The sequence below is a fragment of the Helicobacter hepaticus ATCC 51449 genome (assembly GCF_000007905.1).
GTDB lineage: Bacteria > Campylobacterota > Campylobacteria > Campylobacterales > Helicobacteraceae > Helicobacter_C > Helicobacter_C hepaticus.
In genome coordinates, this window is the sequence record NC_004917.1 from 1,748,788 (window position 1) to 1,763,847 (window position 15,060).

General features: G+C 35.4%; 16 protein-coding genes. 11 read left to right on the forward strand and 5 right to left on the reverse strand.

The window, feature by feature from the left end:
- Nucleotides 1-10: 10 nt before the first annotated feature.
- From HH_RS09255 to HH_RS08830, 4 genes are all read right to left on the reverse strand, one after another.
- The gene (locus HH_RS09255; protein WP_011116666.1) at nt 11-1,477 is read right to left on the reverse strand and encodes a tetratricopeptide repeat protein; all 1,467 of its coding nucleotides are present in this window, start codon (nt 1,475-1,477) and stop codon (nt 11-13) included.
- 63 nt (nt 1,478-1,540) lie between these two features.
- Nucleotides 1,541-2,185: a thiamine phosphate synthase gene (gene thiE / locus HH_RS08820; RefSeq protein ID WP_011116667.1), complete on the reverse strand. Its 645-nt coding sequence runs from the start codon at nt 2,183-2,185 to the stop codon at nt 1,541-1,543.
- Between the two features lie 6 nt (nt 2,186-2,191).
- Entirely contained in the window at nt 2,192-2,917 is a 726-nt protein-coding gene (locus HH_RS08825; RefSeq protein WP_011116668.1) for an arginyltransferase, read from the reverse strand.
- The gene (locus tag HH_RS08830; protein ID WP_011116669.1) at nt 2,914-4,140 is read right to left on the reverse strand and encodes a murein transglycosylase domain-containing protein; all 1,227 of its coding nucleotides are present in this window, start codon (nt 4,138-4,140) and stop codon (nt 2,914-2,916) included. The genes HH_RS08825 and HH_RS08830 overlap by 4 nt, the downstream gene beginning before the upstream one ends.
- Before the next feature lie 148 nt (nt 4,141-4,288).
- On the opposite strand from HH_RS08830, the gene HH_RS08835 reads away from it, so the two are divergent.
- From HH_RS08835 to HH_RS08885, 11 genes are all read left to right on the forward strand, one after another.
- Nucleotides 4,289-5,221 (forward strand): radical SAM protein, encoded by a 933-nt coding sequence (locus HH_RS08835; protein WP_011116670.1) that lies wholly within the window; start codon nt 4,289-4,291, stop codon nt 5,219-5,221.
- A 112-nt stretch (nt 5,222-5,333) separates the two neighbouring features.
- The gene (locus HH_RS08840; protein ID WP_011116671.1) at nt 5,334-5,969 is read left to right on the forward strand and encodes a superoxide dismutase; all 636 of its coding nucleotides are present in this window, start codon (nt 5,334-5,336) and stop codon (nt 5,967-5,969) included.
- A gap of 112 nt (nt 5,970-6,081) precedes the next feature.
- Nucleotides 6,082-6,912 (forward strand): carboxylating nicotinate-nucleotide diphosphorylase, encoded by an 831-nt coding sequence (gene nadC, locus HH_RS08845; protein WP_011116672.1) that lies wholly within the window; start codon nt 6,082-6,084, stop codon nt 6,910-6,912.
- Nucleotides 6,913-6,915: 3 nt separating this feature from the next.
- Complete coding sequence (locus HH_RS08850) at nt 6,916-7,917, forward strand: thiamine-phosphate kinase (RefSeq protein ID WP_011116673.1); 1,002 nt, start codon at nt 6,916-6,918, stop codon at nt 7,915-7,917.
- Between the two features lie 9 nt (nt 7,918-7,926).
- A complete protein-coding gene (locus tag HH_RS08855) occupies nt 7,927-8,643 on the forward strand; it encodes a non-canonical purine NTP pyrophosphatase (protein WP_011116674.1) in 717 nt (238 codons plus the stop codon).
- Nucleotides 8,644-8,742: 99 nt separating this feature from the next.
- Entirely contained in the window at nt 8,743-10,533 is a 1,791-nt protein-coding gene (locus HH_RS08860; protein WP_226989494.1) for a hypothetical protein, read from the forward strand.
- A 31-nt stretch (nt 10,534-10,564) separates the two neighbouring features.
- Complete coding sequence (locus tag HH_RS08865; RefSeq protein ID WP_041309431.1) at nt 10,565-11,128, forward strand: queuosine precursor transporter; 564 nt, start codon at nt 10,565-10,567, stop codon at nt 11,126-11,128.
- Entirely contained in the window at nt 11,125-11,910 is a 786-nt protein-coding gene (locus HH_RS08870; protein WP_011116677.1) for a phosphatidylserine decarboxylase, read from the forward strand. The genes HH_RS08865 and HH_RS08870 overlap by 4 nt, the downstream gene beginning before the upstream one ends.
- A gap of 25 nt (nt 11,911-11,935) precedes the next feature.
- Nucleotides 11,936-12,949 carry a quinolinate synthase NadA gene (gene nadA / locus HH_RS08875; RefSeq protein ID WP_011116678.1) on the forward strand — a complete coding sequence of 338 codons (1,014 nt, stop codon included), beginning with the start codon at nt 11,936-11,938 and terminating at the stop codon, nt 12,947-12,949.
- A 162-nt stretch (nt 12,950-13,111) separates the two neighbouring features.
- A complete protein-coding gene (locus HH_RS08880) occupies nt 13,112-13,609 on the forward strand; it encodes a hypothetical protein (RefSeq protein ID WP_011116679.1) in 498 nt (165 codons plus the stop codon).
- Nucleotides 13,579-13,911 (forward strand): hypothetical protein, encoded by a 333-nt coding sequence (locus HH_RS08885; RefSeq protein WP_011116680.1) that lies wholly within the window; start codon nt 13,579-13,581, stop codon nt 13,909-13,911. The genes HH_RS08880 and HH_RS08885 overlap by 31 nt, the downstream gene beginning before the upstream one ends.
- Before the next feature lie 7 nt (nt 13,912-13,918).
- On the opposite strand, the gene tsaD is transcribed toward HH_RS08885, so the two are convergent.
- Nucleotides 13,919-14,995, reverse strand: a complete 1,077-nt coding sequence (gene tsaD, locus HH_RS08890; protein WP_011116681.1) for a tRNA (adenosine(37)-N6)-threonylcarbamoyltransferase complex transferase subunit TsaD — start codon at nt 14,993-14,995, stop codon at nt 13,919-13,921.
- Nucleotides 14,996-15,060: the final 65 nt, after the last annotated feature.

Here is a 15,060-nt window from a genome sequence, read left to right on the forward strand (position 1 = left end):
AATATAACCTTTAGTCTTTATAATTATCGCAACCCTTTTGATTTCCCATATCACAGGCTTTACCAAAGAGTTCTCTTGCTTTAGCCTTATCTTGCCTCACACCTTTTCCATAAGTATAAAAAACTCCCAAATTATTACAAGCCCCCGCTTCACCCATATTGCAAGCTTTTGTGTATAATTCTCTAGCCTTTATATAATCCTGCCTAACTCCTTTACCCTCGCTATAAAGTAATCCTAGATTATAACAACCAACACGATTATTCATATTACAAGCTTGCGTATAGAGTTCCACTGCTTTTGTATAATCTGTCATTACCCCTCTACCAAAGGCATACAAAATGCCTAGATTCACACAACCAATGCCGTTACCCTCACTACAAGACTTACTAAAGATTGCTTTTGCCTTTGCATAGTCGTGTTTAATATTTTCACTCCACGTTAACAGCAAACCCAATTCATTATAATCTAAACTCTCATCAATTTCATAAGCCTTACTCAAAAATTCATATGCGATTCTATCATCTTGCAAAACACCTTCGCCACGATAATACATAGTGCCTAATTCATAACAACCTAAAGAATCATATAAATTGCAACTTTGGGTAAAAAATTCTCTTGCTTTTGTATAGTCTTGTTTAATTTCTTTGCCTAAAAAATAGTGTAAGCCTAGATTATAACACCCTCTGCCATTCTCTAAATCACAACCCTTATTGTAAAGTGTTCGTGCTTTTGCAAAATCTTGCTTCACACCCATACCATTGCCATATAAAACGCCCAAATTTGTGCAACTCTCACCTATATCAACATTACAAGCTTTGGTAAAAAGCTCTCTTGCCTTGACATAGTCTTGTTTGACACCATTGCCTTTAAAATATTGTAAGCCTAAACGACTTAATTGATGACAACCTCTGAAACTACCCTCCAAAACACAAGCCTTTGTATAAAACTCACTAGCTTTAAGCAAGTTTTGTTTAATAGTTTCGCTTCCAAACTCATATAAATCCCCTAAAGTTTGGCAACCTTTAACTATTTTTTTATCACACGCCTTGGTAAGTAAGCCTATACCTTTTGTGTCATCTTGTTTTACACCAATGCCCCTAAAATAGAGCGACCCTAAATAAATATAAGCTTCAAAAGCACCATAGCTAATGGCTTTTTCATAAAATGCTTTTGCCTTATGGTAATCTAAAACTATATTTCTCTTTGCTAACTTTGCTAATTCTTTTTGAAAATAAGATTCATAGCTGTCTTGATGCAACTTACCTAAAAAAATACAGCTCTTACTACTACCCAAATCACAGGCTTTAGTAGCATATTCTATTACTTTGATAAATTTTTTTTCAGAAAATTTAGAATCAAACAATAAAGTGATAGCTTTCTCACAACTTTCTTTATCATCACAAGGTAGCAGTGGTGGCTCTGGATTTACACACGCTCCAAGCATTATCATACAAATTACAAAATACAAACAACGCATAATTTCCCCCACAACAATTTTAATAAATGCTGAAATTTGGATTCTACTGATATTTGTCTTATCTTATTCTAAAGATTGAATCAAGGCAAGGGCATTGCGATGGATATTTTGACATTGAATCTCTAAGGGTGAATCTTGTATTTTATACTGCCACAAAGCACTTATTACAGCGAACATATCTGCATTTTTTAGCAAATATATATTTTGAGTGCTAATACCTCCAATGGCACAAATAGGAATATTTAAAATCGCTTTAGCAGATTCTAGAATCTCTAAGGGTGTAAGCGGGGCATTTGGTTTCGTAGGAGAGGCAAAAAATGCACCAAAAGCAACGTAATTCACACCAAGAGATTCTAAATCTTTTGCTCTCTGCAAATCTGCGTAACTTGAAGCACCTAAAATTCCTTTGAATCTTTCTCTTGCTTGAGCGATTACCCCATCATCTTTGCCTAAATGCAAAGCAGGAGCGTTTAGTTTTAAGGCGAGATTTAATCTATCATTCATCACAAAAAGCGCATTATATTTCTCACACAATGCCATAAGCTTCTTTGCTTGAGGATAAAGCCAAGAATCACTATGGCTTTTATCACGCAACTGAAAGATTTTCACCCCTGCTTTGAGAGCGGATTCTAAACATTGAGGCAAAATCTCATAAGGAGTGAGAATCTCATCTGAAATCGCATAAATGCCTTGTAACTTAGGTTTCATAACTTCTTATCCATTATACATTTCCCAAATGGGTGCTTCAAACACATCAGGGATATTTTTAAGCACTTCAAAAGGTGTAAATCGCTGTTTGTAGCCCATACAATAATGGTCTTTTATCCAATAGCCCGGATAAAAGTATTTAAGCCCATTTTCTTTGCCAATTTGGATTTGTTTTAAAATATTGAGTGTGCCTAAGCTATGGTGTGCAAATGTGTGGTCATAGTAAAAATATACTGCTGTGATACTATCAAAAAGTGCATCAACAAGCCCCACGCCCACAAGTTGAGAATCTATAAAATAAAGAATCTCATAGCCAAAGTCTTGGTGTCCTTCAACAAACATATCCATATAAGATTCTGGCGTGGTTGGAGTGTATTCCCAACCTTTTTTATCACGCATCACACGATGATAGCGATTATAAAGTTCTATGTGTGCTTGAGTTATAGTGGGTTTTTGTATGTAAATATCAATATTTTGAGCTTTTTTTAGCAATCTCTTGTGATTTCTGCTAAAAGTGAAATCATCAATTAAGGTGCGTATTGAAATGCAATCGGTGCAGCCTTCACACATAGGTGTAAAAAAATAATTGCCAAAGCGTCTCCAACCGCGTTCAAGTAGTCCATAATAAAAGCTTGGCGTTACATTTTGAATATGAAAATACCTAAAAATGCTTTGCTTAGAGTCTATATAGCTACACACTTTTTTTTCGGAGTAAAATTCAACTAATCTCATTTGATATGTTCGTAATTTTTCTTAAATGTGCTGACTTTGAGGAGATACCGCTTCCCTTCATCAGAGGGGAGTTTTGAACGCAGTGTATCATAGACTTTAGCAGATGAGAGTGCATTGATGCGATTAAAAGCTTGATTTTTGTCATTATGAAAAGTCCTTAACACACTTCCAGCTCCTGCATTATATGCGGTAATAACACAATATTCTTGACTTTGTTTATCTTTGACATTTGGCAAATAGCGATTAAAAAGTATGCTTAAATACGCTACGCCATATTCAATATTTGTTTCGGGATTAAAGAGCATTTTTTTTGTGGGCATACCTTTTTTACCATTGATAAGCTCATACGCATCAGCTCCTGCTGTGCTTGGGACCACTTGCATAAGCCCATAAGCTGGAGCTGCACTTACAGCGTAAGGATTGAAGTTAGATTCTGTTTGGATAATACCTAACACAAGAGCGGGAGAGATATTGTATTTACGAGCATATTTTTTTACAAGTTCCTCATATCTATGTTCATTTTTGCTTTGATAATCCCCAACCATTTGTAAATCCACATAACTTACTTTTTTTCCTTTGCTATCTTTGCGCGTTTTGAGCGTATTTTCAATAAGATATTTGGCATATCTCTCTGCTCGCCATTGTGTTAAAATATCCTCTCCCTCATTATCTTTTATTAATCCTGCAAGAAATGGCTTTCCATCAAAAGTAAAATCGTCATCAGAATATAAATCTATCTTGCTTGGGTCTTGAGGGAGCAAAAGAGTATGAGTAATAGCTCTTTCCAAAGATTTTGCGGGATTTTGTGTGTCAATGGTTTCTATACGAATAGCACCTGTGCTAAAATTAATACTTGCTTTAGACTTATAATGATTAGAGTATCTCACATAAGTTTGAGCACTGGGCAAACTGACATCTTCATTGCTCCATTGTTTAGCGACATTTCCACTAAGAGCATTAGTGACTTTGGTATATTGACGCTTAACTTCTTTTATATCGCGTAATAATGCCTTTTGGTCAGTGGAAATCCTAAGCTGATTGCCTGCTACTTGTTTTATCGCATAATGAGGGTCTTCGGTAATGGTGATTTGAGCATTGTTACCCAAAGCAGAGCAACCCCAAAAACTCCCCATACATATGATTGCTATAAGCATACATATAAATGTATATGTAAATTTATCTCTGCAAAAGTATAGAATCTTTAAAGAACAAAGAGTTTTCAAATAATGCCTTTGTTTAGATTTTGTTTTAAAGTGGGGATTGTATCGTAAAAAATTAAGATTCGCTAATCAATAAACAACGCAAAATGTGAAAATGTGATATACTTTGTGCATTAAATTTATTTGGATTTTTATAAAATTAAGGAATGTTATGGAAATCGTATTTGGTCCTGTGCATTCGCGGCGATTTGGACACTCACTTGGCGTTGATTTATCGCCTTATACAAAGCAGTGTAATTATGATTGTGTATATTGTGAATTACAAAAGGCAAAAAGCGTAGAATCTATGAATGCAGTAGTATCTGTTGATGAAGTGGTAAATGCCGTTCAAAGAGCTATTGTTGCGCATAAATGTGATGTTTTAACACTTACTGCAAATGGTGAACCAACGCTATATCCGTATTTAAAAGAGCTTATTAGCGCTCTTAAAGATATTATGCCAAATTCTATAAAACTACTCTTGCTTACGAATGGCTCGTTATTATGGCGAGATGATGTGCGCGAATGTCTTAAAAAGCTTGATATTGTTAAGTTTTCTTGTGATGCACTTGAAGAGAAAGCATTTAAACATATTGACCGCCCACATTCTAGTCTTTCTTTGGCAAAAATCAAAGAGGGCATAGTCCAATTTTGCAGTGAATTTAAAGGTGAGATTGTCGCTGAAGTGGTTTTTGTAAAAGACATAAATGATACGCACACCCAAGCCCAAGCTATTGCAGCCTTTCTCTCCACATTACCCATTCATCGTGTAGATATAGGAAGCATTGACCGCCCACCAGCTTATAAAGTAGAGGCTATAAGCGAAGAAAGCCTAGAATCCCTTGCTGCAAATTTTTATGCTTATCCACATCTCAATATTTCACTTCCAAAACGCACGCATAATAAAACACAGCAAAATTTTACTTTGCAATCTTATAGTACAAATGAGCTATTGGGACTTATTAAACGCCGTCCTCTAAGCACAATAGACGCACAAAAAATGTTAGATTCCAATACTTTAGCACTTTTATATAAACTCTGTCAAAAAGGCAAGCTAAAGCAGTGTAGAGTAGGAGAAAATGAATTTTATCAAGTTGTGGATTAAAGGTTAAAAGATTTCAGTTATAATATTTCCGCATTTGTCAGTGTTTAGATTTTTTAAACTTTTTAAAGAATCTAAAATTAGCAGGCAAACAACAAAATTAAGGAGAAAGTAAATGTTTGAATTACGTAAATTACCTTATGGTAAAAATGAGTTTAATGGTTTTATTAGCGAACAGACTTTTGAATATCATTATGGCAAGCATCACCAAACCTATGTGAATAACTTGAATAATCTCATTAAAGGGACAGAGTTTGAAAACGCAGAGCTTGGCGATATTATCCTCAAATCAAGTGGTGGTATTTTTAATAATGCAGCTCAAGTGTATAATCACGACTTTTATTGGGATTGCTTAAGCCCTAAAGAAAGTGCGCTAAGTGCGGAATTAAGTGCTGCTATTAATGCTGAATTTGGTTCATTAGATGTTTTCAAAGAAAAATTCCTTGCTTCAAGCACAACTCTTTTTGGTTCAGGTTGGAATTGGCTCGTATATAATACACAAAGTAAAAAGCTTGAAATTGTGCAAACAAGTAATGCAGCCACACCGGCTACGGATTCTAAAGTGCCGCTTTTGGTTGTTGATGTGTGGGAACACGCTTATTATATTGATCATAGAAATGCACGTCCTGCATATTTGGAAGCATTTTGGAAACATATTAATTGGGCATTTGTATCAAGAGCTTATGAATGGGCGCTTAAAGAAGGCTTACAATCATTTAAATTCTACATTAATGGGATTCACAAAAAATAATTCCTTTAATACTTTTCAATATTCGCGCGGCTTTATAAGCCTTTGTGCGAATATTGCTTCAATTATGCTATTATCTTACTCTTAATTATTTAAAAAAAGCCAAAGGCACACAATGTTGCAACATCATATTAAAGACTTTATTAAAAAAGCTCTTGATGAAGATTTGGGCAGAGGAGATTTATACGCTCTTTTTGCAACCGATAAGGAAGTTCAAGCTTATATCATTGCCAAACAAGAGGGTGTATTTTCTGGGGAAATATATCTTAAAGCAATGCTTGAGCATTTTCAACTTGCCCTTGTATCATCATATTCAGATGGCGAATCCTTTGCAAAAGGCGCGATTTTATGTAATATAAAAGGAAGTCATATCCATATTTTACAGCTAGAACGTGTGTTGCTCAATATTCTCGCTCATAGTAGTGGAATAGCTACTCTCACGGCTTCTTATGTGAGATTAATAAAGGATATGCACGTTAAACTTCTTGATACACGTAAAACCCGTCCATTGTTGCGCCAACTTGAAAAATATTCTATTGTTAATGGTGGGGGGCATAATCATCGTTTTGGGCTTGATAGTATGCTTATGTTAAAAGATACACATTTAGCTTATGCTGGGAATCTTAAAGAACTTATTAGCACCGCAAGAGAAAGATTGCCATTTATGTGTCCTATTGAAATAGAATGCGAAAATTACAAACAGGCAAAAGAGGCGATACAAGCCAAAGCAGATGTAATTATGTGCGATAATATGAGTATAGAGGAGATTAAAGAAGTAGTAGCATATCGCAATGCAAATGCACCTTATATTTGCATTGAAGCAAGTGGTAATATTAATCTTAAAAATATTGTGCAATATGCTTCTAGCGGTGTAGATGCTATTAGTGTAGGCTCACTTATTCATCAAGCTCAATGGCTTGATTTGAGCCTCAAAATTGAAGGCTAGGTTGTGATAAGATTTGATAGAGAATCATTTTTTATTCATACATTACAATCAGAGGGAATTACACAAGGAATAGGTGATGATTGTTGTGTGTTTTTTCCACAAGGACAATTTAATAAGTCTTATCGCTCACATAAAGCGCATATCAAAACACATTATTTGCAGACAGCTATCCATATAAATACTCATTCTAAAGTGCAACAAAAAGCAAATATTTCGCCTTTTGTTGTCGGTATGGATAGTTTTTGTGAAGGAGTGCATTTTCTTACACATTGGTTTACACCTTACCAACTTGCTTTTAAGGCTTTTTTGGTTAATTGTTCTGATATTATAGCGATGAATGCTACTCCTGCTTATGCAATGCTAAGTATTAGCTTGCCTAAATATTGGACTAAAATAGAGATTAAAGATTTTGTTCGAGGCGTGGGAGATTTTTGTCGCAAATATAATGTAAAACTTATCGGGGGCGATACCATTAGTTCTCAAAATTTACAGATTCATATTACTTTTTTTGGAATAGCCCATAAACACACGCTCTATCGTGATAAAATTCCTGCAGGTTCAGTGCTTTTTTATACTTGCGATAAATATCCACGGCATACTATCACTCAAAGTTATAAAGTGCTAAAAAACCTCCTTTACCAACCTAAAAATCGTATTTTATATCCCAAAGGCAGATTTTTAATGCCATATATTCGTAAAAACTTTGTGTATCATTGTGCACCATTTTTAAAAGGAGGTATGGATATTTCTGATGGAATCTTAAGTGAAATTACACGTCTTTGCACAATCAATCATCTTTATTTTAAGCCATCTATCCCTCTTTTTCGCCCACATATCAAGATGCTTTTACACAGCGGAGAAGAATATGAAATGCTCCTTGCTGTATCTCCCAAAGATATTTTAAGATTAAAGCGACAAGCCCTAAGGCATAGAATCTTTGTGCGTCAAATCGGCACTCTCACACATAGAGGAAGAATGTTACCACCTCGTAAGTATTGGCATTAAGGAGTAAAAATGGTTATTGTCTTAGCTAGTGCAAACCAACATAAGATTTGTGAATTTCAAGCAATGCTTAAAAATGTGAAAGAAAAAGTAAAAGTTTATGCTTATGGAGAGCTTTTAGAAACTTTTGAGATAGCAGAAAATGGCAATAGTTTTAAGGAAAATGCTACCCTTAAGGTAAAAGCCATATATCAAGCTCTTTATACTCTTTCACAAAGCACAATGCAGGAAAACATACGCAATTTGTTTGCACAGCCTTTAGCTATTATAGCTGAAGATAGCGGTTTATGTGTTCCTGTGCTTAATGGAGAGCCGGGTATTTATAGTGCGAGATACGCACATCATAAACAATTTGCATCTATGCAATATAAAAACACAGATGAAGCAAATCTCTATTGTCTTCTGAATGCACTTACACATTGCGCTCCCACCCCCGCTTTTTTTGTCGCACATATTGCCCTTATCTTTATTAAACCTTATTTTTGCACATATACGCTCCCACCATTAGAGCAATGTGTCATAGAGCATTTTGAAGGAATACTCAATGGTGAAGTGATAAATGAGATGCGCGGTAATGAGGGTTTTGGCTATGACCCACTTTTTATACCTGCTGAACATAATCCCCAATCTCTTACTTTAGCAGAGTTTGATATGAGCGCTAAAAATACCATTTCTCATCGCAAGAAAGCCCTTAGTCAATGTATAAATAGACTTTTTGATAAGTCATAATTGTCCTTTATTTAAGCTCAAAGCAATTTCTTTTAGATAGAATCTTTCATCTAAATGTTAAATATAAGGAACTTACTTTTAATAACAATGAAACAATTTTTGCCTCTCTTACTTTTTATATTAAGTATCCTTTGTATTTTATGTGTGGGATTCTATCCTCAATTATGTGTGCTTCTTTATGTCGCTTTTATTGGGCAATTTATCGCACTTTTTATGCAAAGCTATGGAATTTTAAAAATAAAAAAACAAGCCATAATAAAGGCTTATTACAGGCAAGATTCTCTATTGTATCGCTATTTTGGGCGATTTTTATTTGTGAAGGTAACCACTTTTTTTATTGCTCTTATTGGGAGTGTGCCGCTCTTTTTTATGCTTGTATTTCCTAGCGGTGGAGATATTTTAATTTTTTGTCTCCTTGTGCCTCTTAGCATATATAGCCTAAGAGTGATAAATTTTATTTGTAAAGCCAATATCAGCGCAGATTTTGCTCCCACAATTGCCAAAAAATATACGGCGATTTTTTGCGCACTTTTAGCGTGCATAGGTGAAATGTTCATTCATTCTTATGGAGATTCAATTTCTCATACGCTTGATATACAATCTCACTATCAAAGTCTTTTGCATAATTATGGTGTCTCCGAAATGACTTGCCAATGGTGGCAGGAATTTTTTGGTTTTGTGCTTTTAAAAAAAGCTGTGCTTGATGTATTGTATCAAAGCGTAGCAGATACTTATTTGCATATTGGACTTAATCTGCTTTTTATATGCGGACATTTTGCCTCATTTGCAAGTTTTGCCTTGCTTTGCATAGGAAACAAATCGTGTAAAGAATCTGCTCCTTTAGGACAAGAGAATCTCCTTTCTTTAAAACAATTTTTTGCAATGCTTTTTTTCTTAATTTTTTTGTATATTGCTTTTAATATCAGCATTCATCTCCAGCCTTTAGCGAAATCCAATAAAGATCTTCCTACGCTTTTAAGCACACAACTTTTATCACATAATAATCAATACATTGAGCTAAGTATCCAAGGAGCACATACTTTTATCCATACCAAAGATTTGCTGTCTTTACATCAAAGATTTGAAGAAAATGTGAATGATTTTCAACAAAGCTTAAACTTCACAACACAAGAAAGTATAAATGAATATCTTGCTCAAAAAGAGCGTATTATTGATGAATATTCAAAATGGTATTTTAGTGTGCGTGGCGAATATACAAGGCTTTTTTATGCCGCCATTGGTAAAGGAGAAGACATTGCACAAGAACAATTCCTTTTTTTACTTAAATCTTATACGCCCTATGATTTGCAAGAGCATTTAAATGGTATATATGACACACATATTGAAAATCTTAAGCTTCGCTTGGAGCAGAGCTTTAGCTTTTTTACAACGCATAAAAAACCTTCTAATGCTACTATTTCCTTTGCCCTTTCATTTAAAGATATAAATGCACAAATTAGCTCACTCTCTCCTCGTGCTACTGATGGTGTAGCAGCTCTTTTAGGAGCAAGCGTAATAGGAGCGATGATTCTCAAAACTTCGGGCAAAGCACTTGCCAAATCTACTGCCAAAGCTGTGAGCAAAAGCGTAGCAAAAAAGAGTTTATCAGGAGCAGTAGGAGCAGGAGGCTCAATAGTATGTGGCGTATTTGCACCCTTATGTGCAATTGGATTTTTTGTGGCAAGTGATTATGCTATAAATAGTGTTGATGAGATGATAAATGAAGATGAGTTTAAACGACAAATGCGTGAGGGATTTGATTTGTGGGAGCTTCAGCTAAAAAACAGCCTCATTAGTTATAATTCGCAACTTTCAAAGCAGATATTAGAAAAGCTTTCATTACAAGGCGATTCTCATATAGAATCCACTCCTATAGAGAATAAAGAATGAAAGTGAATAAGAGGAGATAAAGGTGAGAGAGATGAGCATTTGGGTTTTTATAGGTAGCTCATTACTTTTTGCTTGCATAATTGTTTTAGCAAATTATAGTGTGCAATATCCTGTGCTTGATACGCCGCTCACTTATGGGGCTTTGACTTATCCTATGAGCTTTTTACTCATAGATATATTGAGTGAGAAATATAATAAGATTCAAGTATTAAAAATACTTTGGTGTGGGCTTATACTTGCTTTTATTCCCTCACTTTTAGCAAGTGAGCTAAGCATAGCCATTGCAAGTGTGTGTGCCTTTTTTGTCTCACAGAATCTTGATGTGCATATATTCTTTTATCTTAAAAGTCGCTTTCCACGTTTATGGTGGCTTCGCAATAACGCAAGCACAATAATTGCACAATTTATTGATACAATGATTTTCTTTCATATTGCGTTTTTATTTATATATCCTTGGGAGCAAGTTATGGCTATGGTTTTTGCAGATTTTTGCATAAAAGCTTTTCTTGCTTTATGTGATACTCCATTTTTCTATGCCCTTGCTATACGCGGACATAAGCAACCTAAAACAACTCAAAAACGAGGTGAAGTATGAATCTTTCTAATAAAATCTCACGGCTCTTTGGACATTTCGCATCTTATGAGTTTCCCTCTCCATTACAGAATCTTATTAATGCCGTGTATGTGAAAATCTTTCACATTGAGCTTGGTGAATTTGCTCCTGCTTCTAGCTATGCTTCGCTCAATGCACTTTTTACACGAGCACTTACAAGTGAGCGCACGATTAATCCTAATCCTATTGTGCTTGTTGCGCCTTGTGATTCTCTGATAACTCAAATGGGCAAAAGCACGCAAAAAAATGCTCTCCAAATCAAAGGTATGGAATATTCTGTTGAAGAGCTTTTAGGACAAAAGCTTGATAGGGAGTTCTATTATATAAATTTTTATCTCTCACCAAAAGACTATCATCGTTATCACGCACCTTGTGATATGGAGATTTATGAGGTGCGATATTTTGGCGGGGAGCTGCTTCCTGTGAATCTACCATCTTTACAAAAAAATCAAAGTCTTTTTGCCCGAAATGAACGCGTAGTAGTAGTAGGCAAAACATCAACAAACAAATGGCTGTATTTTGTCGCCATAGGCGCACTTAATGTGGGAAGTATAGTAATGCATTTTGAGGGCAGAGTTGAGAGTAATGCCAAATCACACGATATTTGCTATACTTACCGCACACCTATTACAATAAAAAAGGGTGAGGAATTGGGAATGTTTAAAATGGGTTCAACTATTGTGCTTTTTATGGAGCAGATGATTCCAGATGTGCATATTAATGAAAAAGTTAAATTTGCTCAAGACATAGGCACTCATACATAAAATTATATAAATTTAAGGAATAGTTATGTCAGCCACACTCACCAATGAAATTAAAGATTTACTCCATAAACTCAATGGGCTTTTGGTAGCACATTATTATCAAAAAGATGAAATTGTTGCCTTGGCAGATTTATGTGGAGATAGTTTGGAGCTTTCCCGTAAGGCTTCAGCGAGTGAGAAAAATCTCATTGTATTTTGTGGTGTAGCATTTATGGGACAAAGCGTTAAGGTGCTTGCTCCACAAAAGCGTGTGATTATGCCTCGTTTAGCGTGTTGTTCTATGGCAAGAATGATAGATAGTGATTATTATGATGAAAGCATTGCTCTTTTGCAATCCTATGGCTTAAGTAAAGATTCTATCTTTCCTATTACTTATATTAATTCAAATGCTGATGTTAAAGCAAAAGTTGCTCAAATGGGAGGGCTTGTTTGCACAAGTGCAAATGCTCATAAGATTTTTAATTTTGCAAAGGAGCAGGGCAAAAAGATATTTTTTCTCCCTGATAAATGTCTGGGAGAGAATCTCGCTCGTTTAAATAGCAAAAAATCCGCGATATTGGGCACAGATGACAAAGAAAAAGTGCTTAGCGCTGATGTGATTTGCTATGATGGATTCTGTTCTGTGCATCAGCTTTTCACGCCACAAGATATTACCTTTTATCGTGAAAAATTTGCAGATATTAAAATTGTCGTGCATCCTGAATGCGACCCGAGTGTCGTAGAACTTGCTGATTTTGTTGGCTCGACAAGTCAAATCATTGCTTATGTGCAAAATTTGCCTTTAGAGCAAAAAGTGGCAGTAGGCACAGAATTTAATCTTGTCAATCGTTTGCGTCCTAAATATAATGGCAAACAAACAACCTTTGTCCTTAGCTCAAGTAAGCCTCAATGTCCCACAATGAATGAAACAACTCTTGAAGATGTGCGTGATGTGCTTCTTGCTTTTGAAGATAATAAGCCTATTAATGAAGTGTTTTTGGATAATGAGATTCAAAAATGGGCAAAAATCGCCCTTGATAGAATGCTTGAACTCTCTTAAAAGATAAAAGTAATTTTACCTTTTGTAACACTTTCTTAAATTTACAAAAAAAAAAAAACGCTATTTAAGTTATAAGATTAAAAAAATTTTTTAGAATTTAGCCGTTATGCTTTGATACAAAGAAGTATAACTTCATATTTTATGCTTTAAAAGGAGGGAATTATGTATAAATTCCACAATTTCATTTTTAGATTCCTAACTCTTTATGTAGGCATCTTTAGTGTAAGTCAAGTTTTTGCTTTAAGCTGTGAGGAAACATTGTGTAAGTCATTGCGTGTAGGTGTGGGCATACCACTTTATCAAACATTTGTTGCTAAAGACGCTCATATAGGAAATTCTGGAGGTTATTTTGCCCTAAGCGGAAGATTAGTTGGATATAGAATCTTAGCTGAAGCTAATGGACAAGTTGGCATAGGAAGGGCAGAAGCAAAAGAATCATATTTTGCAAATAAAGACTATAAGGGCAAAACGACTTCTAGCACACTTGCAGGTGATATAAAGCTTGGCGTGAATGTCTCTAGCGTATCGGTGCCTATTTTTATCACAGGGGTGTATGGTTTTGAAAATTTCTCTCTCTACACAGGCGGTATTTTCTCAAATTACAAAAAAGACGATAAAAAGGTTTGGCAATGTCTTGGCATTATGCAGGTGCAGAGATAAATGGCTCAACAACTTTGCAGTCCTCATCAAAGATAGAATATTTGCTTGGATATTACTATATTATCAACCAAAAGAGTAATTATAGATTTAGAGACGTGGGTGTGATTTCAGATTTTACAGGCACAAACTATATGATTAAGGCAAGTTTGGCGTATGTGTCTAATTTTAATCAAAGTATGGGCTATTATGTCAGAGGTATTTACAAATATCAAAATTTTGCTGCTTCGGAGATGTCAAATAACCTTAATTATCCTGCTACGCAAAATTTTCAAGTTTTAGCAGAAGTTGGACTTGAATTTTAGGATAAACTTATAAAAAATCATTTAGCAAACTTTTAGGCGAGATTTGCGCTTCATCTATGGGTGTAAAATCTCCCCTTTTATAATGCTCTATGGCACACACGCCAATCATTGCTGCATTATCAGCACAAAAAGCAAGGTCAGCGAGATGAAGCTGTTTATTATACTCCTCACAAAGCTCATTTAGGGTGGTGCGTAGGTATGTATTTGCGCTTGCTCCTCCTACAATAGCAAAATGTTCTAAATCTTGTGCCTGCGCGCTTTGAAAATATAATCTTACTTTGCGCACGATATGTTCACACGCGCTTTGTTGGAATCCTGCACAGATACTTCCTCTATCTTTGAGGCTAAGAGGTTGGGGTAGAGCTTGAATGGCAAGTCTTACGGCATTTTTTAAACCCGAAAAGCTAAATTGTAGTTTTTGATTATGCAAAAGTGGCACAGGAAAACTATGAGGCGCAATATGTGGAAAGTCGCGCATAAAAGTTGTAGCATAAGATTCTATAACAGGACCACCCGGATAACCTAATCCCAAATATTTAGCTACTTTATCAAAGCTTTCCCCAAAGCTATCATCAAGGCTTTGAGCGATAAGGCTTATGGCATTAAAATCGCGCATATGGAGAATCTGTGTATGCCCGCCAGATACAAGCAAAATGCCAAGAGGTTGGGGTAGAGAGGTGTTTTTAGGGAGAATGGCTTGCATATCTGAAGTGGCTTTATGAATCAAAAGCGAATAAATATGTCCCTTAAGGTGATTAACACAAATAAGCGGCACTTGCAAACCAAGACAAAGTGCCTTTGCCATCATCAAACCTTCAATGAGTGTTACACTTAGTCCCGGACGCGTGGTTACCGCGACTGCTTTAATAGGAGATAAATCGTTATTGAGAAATGCTTTGAGCTTTTTTAGAATCTCTGGAAGTCTTTGAGCGTGAAGTCTTGAAGCAATTTCTGGCACAATCCCACCATAAGTGCTATGTTCTTCATCTTGAGAAAGTTTGATATGATAAAGAAGCGAAGCATCATTAATGCTCATTAGGGCAAGTGAGCTATCATCGCAGCTTGATTCTATGCTTAAGATCATAAGCAAATTCCTTAAAAATTCCAAAGTATGCTAAGATTATACATAAGAAGTTTAAAGGATTATCT

What these genes read in the sequence shown, in the direction of transcription:
- tsaD (WP_011116681.1), bottom strand. Translation starts at nt 14,995, where the DNA reads ATGATCTTAAGCATAGAATCAAGCTGCGATGATAGCTCACTTGCCCTA.
- HH_RS08880 (WP_011116679.1), top strand. Translation starts at nt 13,112, where the DNA reads ATGTATAAATTCCACAATTTCATTTTTAGATTCCTAACTCTTTATGTA.
- HH_RS09255 (WP_011116666.1), bottom strand. Translation starts at nt 1,477, where the DNA reads ATGCGTTGTTTGTATTTTGTAATTTGTATGATAATGCTTGGAGCGTGT.
- HH_RS08865 (WP_041309431.1), top strand. Translation starts at nt 10,565, where the DNA reads ATGAGCATTTGGGTTTTTATAGGTAGCTCATTACTTTTTGCTTGCATA.
- HH_RS08885 (WP_011116680.1), top strand. Translation starts at nt 13,579, where the DNA reads ATGTCTTGGCATTATGCAGGTGCAGAGATAAATGGCTCAACAACTTTG.
- HH_RS08825 (WP_011116668.1), bottom strand. Translation starts at nt 2,917, where the DNA reads ATGAGATTAGTTGAATTTTACTCCGAAAAAAAAGTGTGTAGCTATATA.
- nadA (WP_011116678.1), top strand. Translation starts at nt 11,936, where the DNA reads ATGTCAGCCACACTCACCAATGAAATTAAAGATTTACTCCATAAACTC.
- HH_RS08870 (WP_011116677.1), top strand. Translation starts at nt 11,125, where the DNA reads ATGAATCTTTCTAATAAAATCTCACGGCTCTTTGGACATTTCGCATCT.
- nadC (WP_011116672.1), top strand. Translation starts at nt 6,082, where the DNA reads ATGTTGCAACATCATATTAAAGACTTTATTAAAAAAGCTCTTGATGAA.
- thiE (WP_011116667.1), bottom strand. Translation starts at nt 2,185, where the DNA reads ATGAAACCTAAGTTACAAGGCATTTATGCGATTTCAGATGAGATTCTC.
- HH_RS08835 (WP_011116670.1), top strand. Translation starts at nt 4,289, where the DNA reads ATGGAAATCGTATTTGGTCCTGTGCATTCGCGGCGATTTGGACACTCA.
- HH_RS08840 (WP_011116671.1), top strand. Translation starts at nt 5,334, where the DNA reads ATGTTTGAATTACGTAAATTACCTTATGGTAAAAATGAGTTTAATGGT.
- HH_RS08855 (WP_011116674.1), top strand. Translation starts at nt 7,927, where the DNA reads ATGGTTATTGTCTTAGCTAGTGCAAACCAACATAAGATTTGTGAATTT.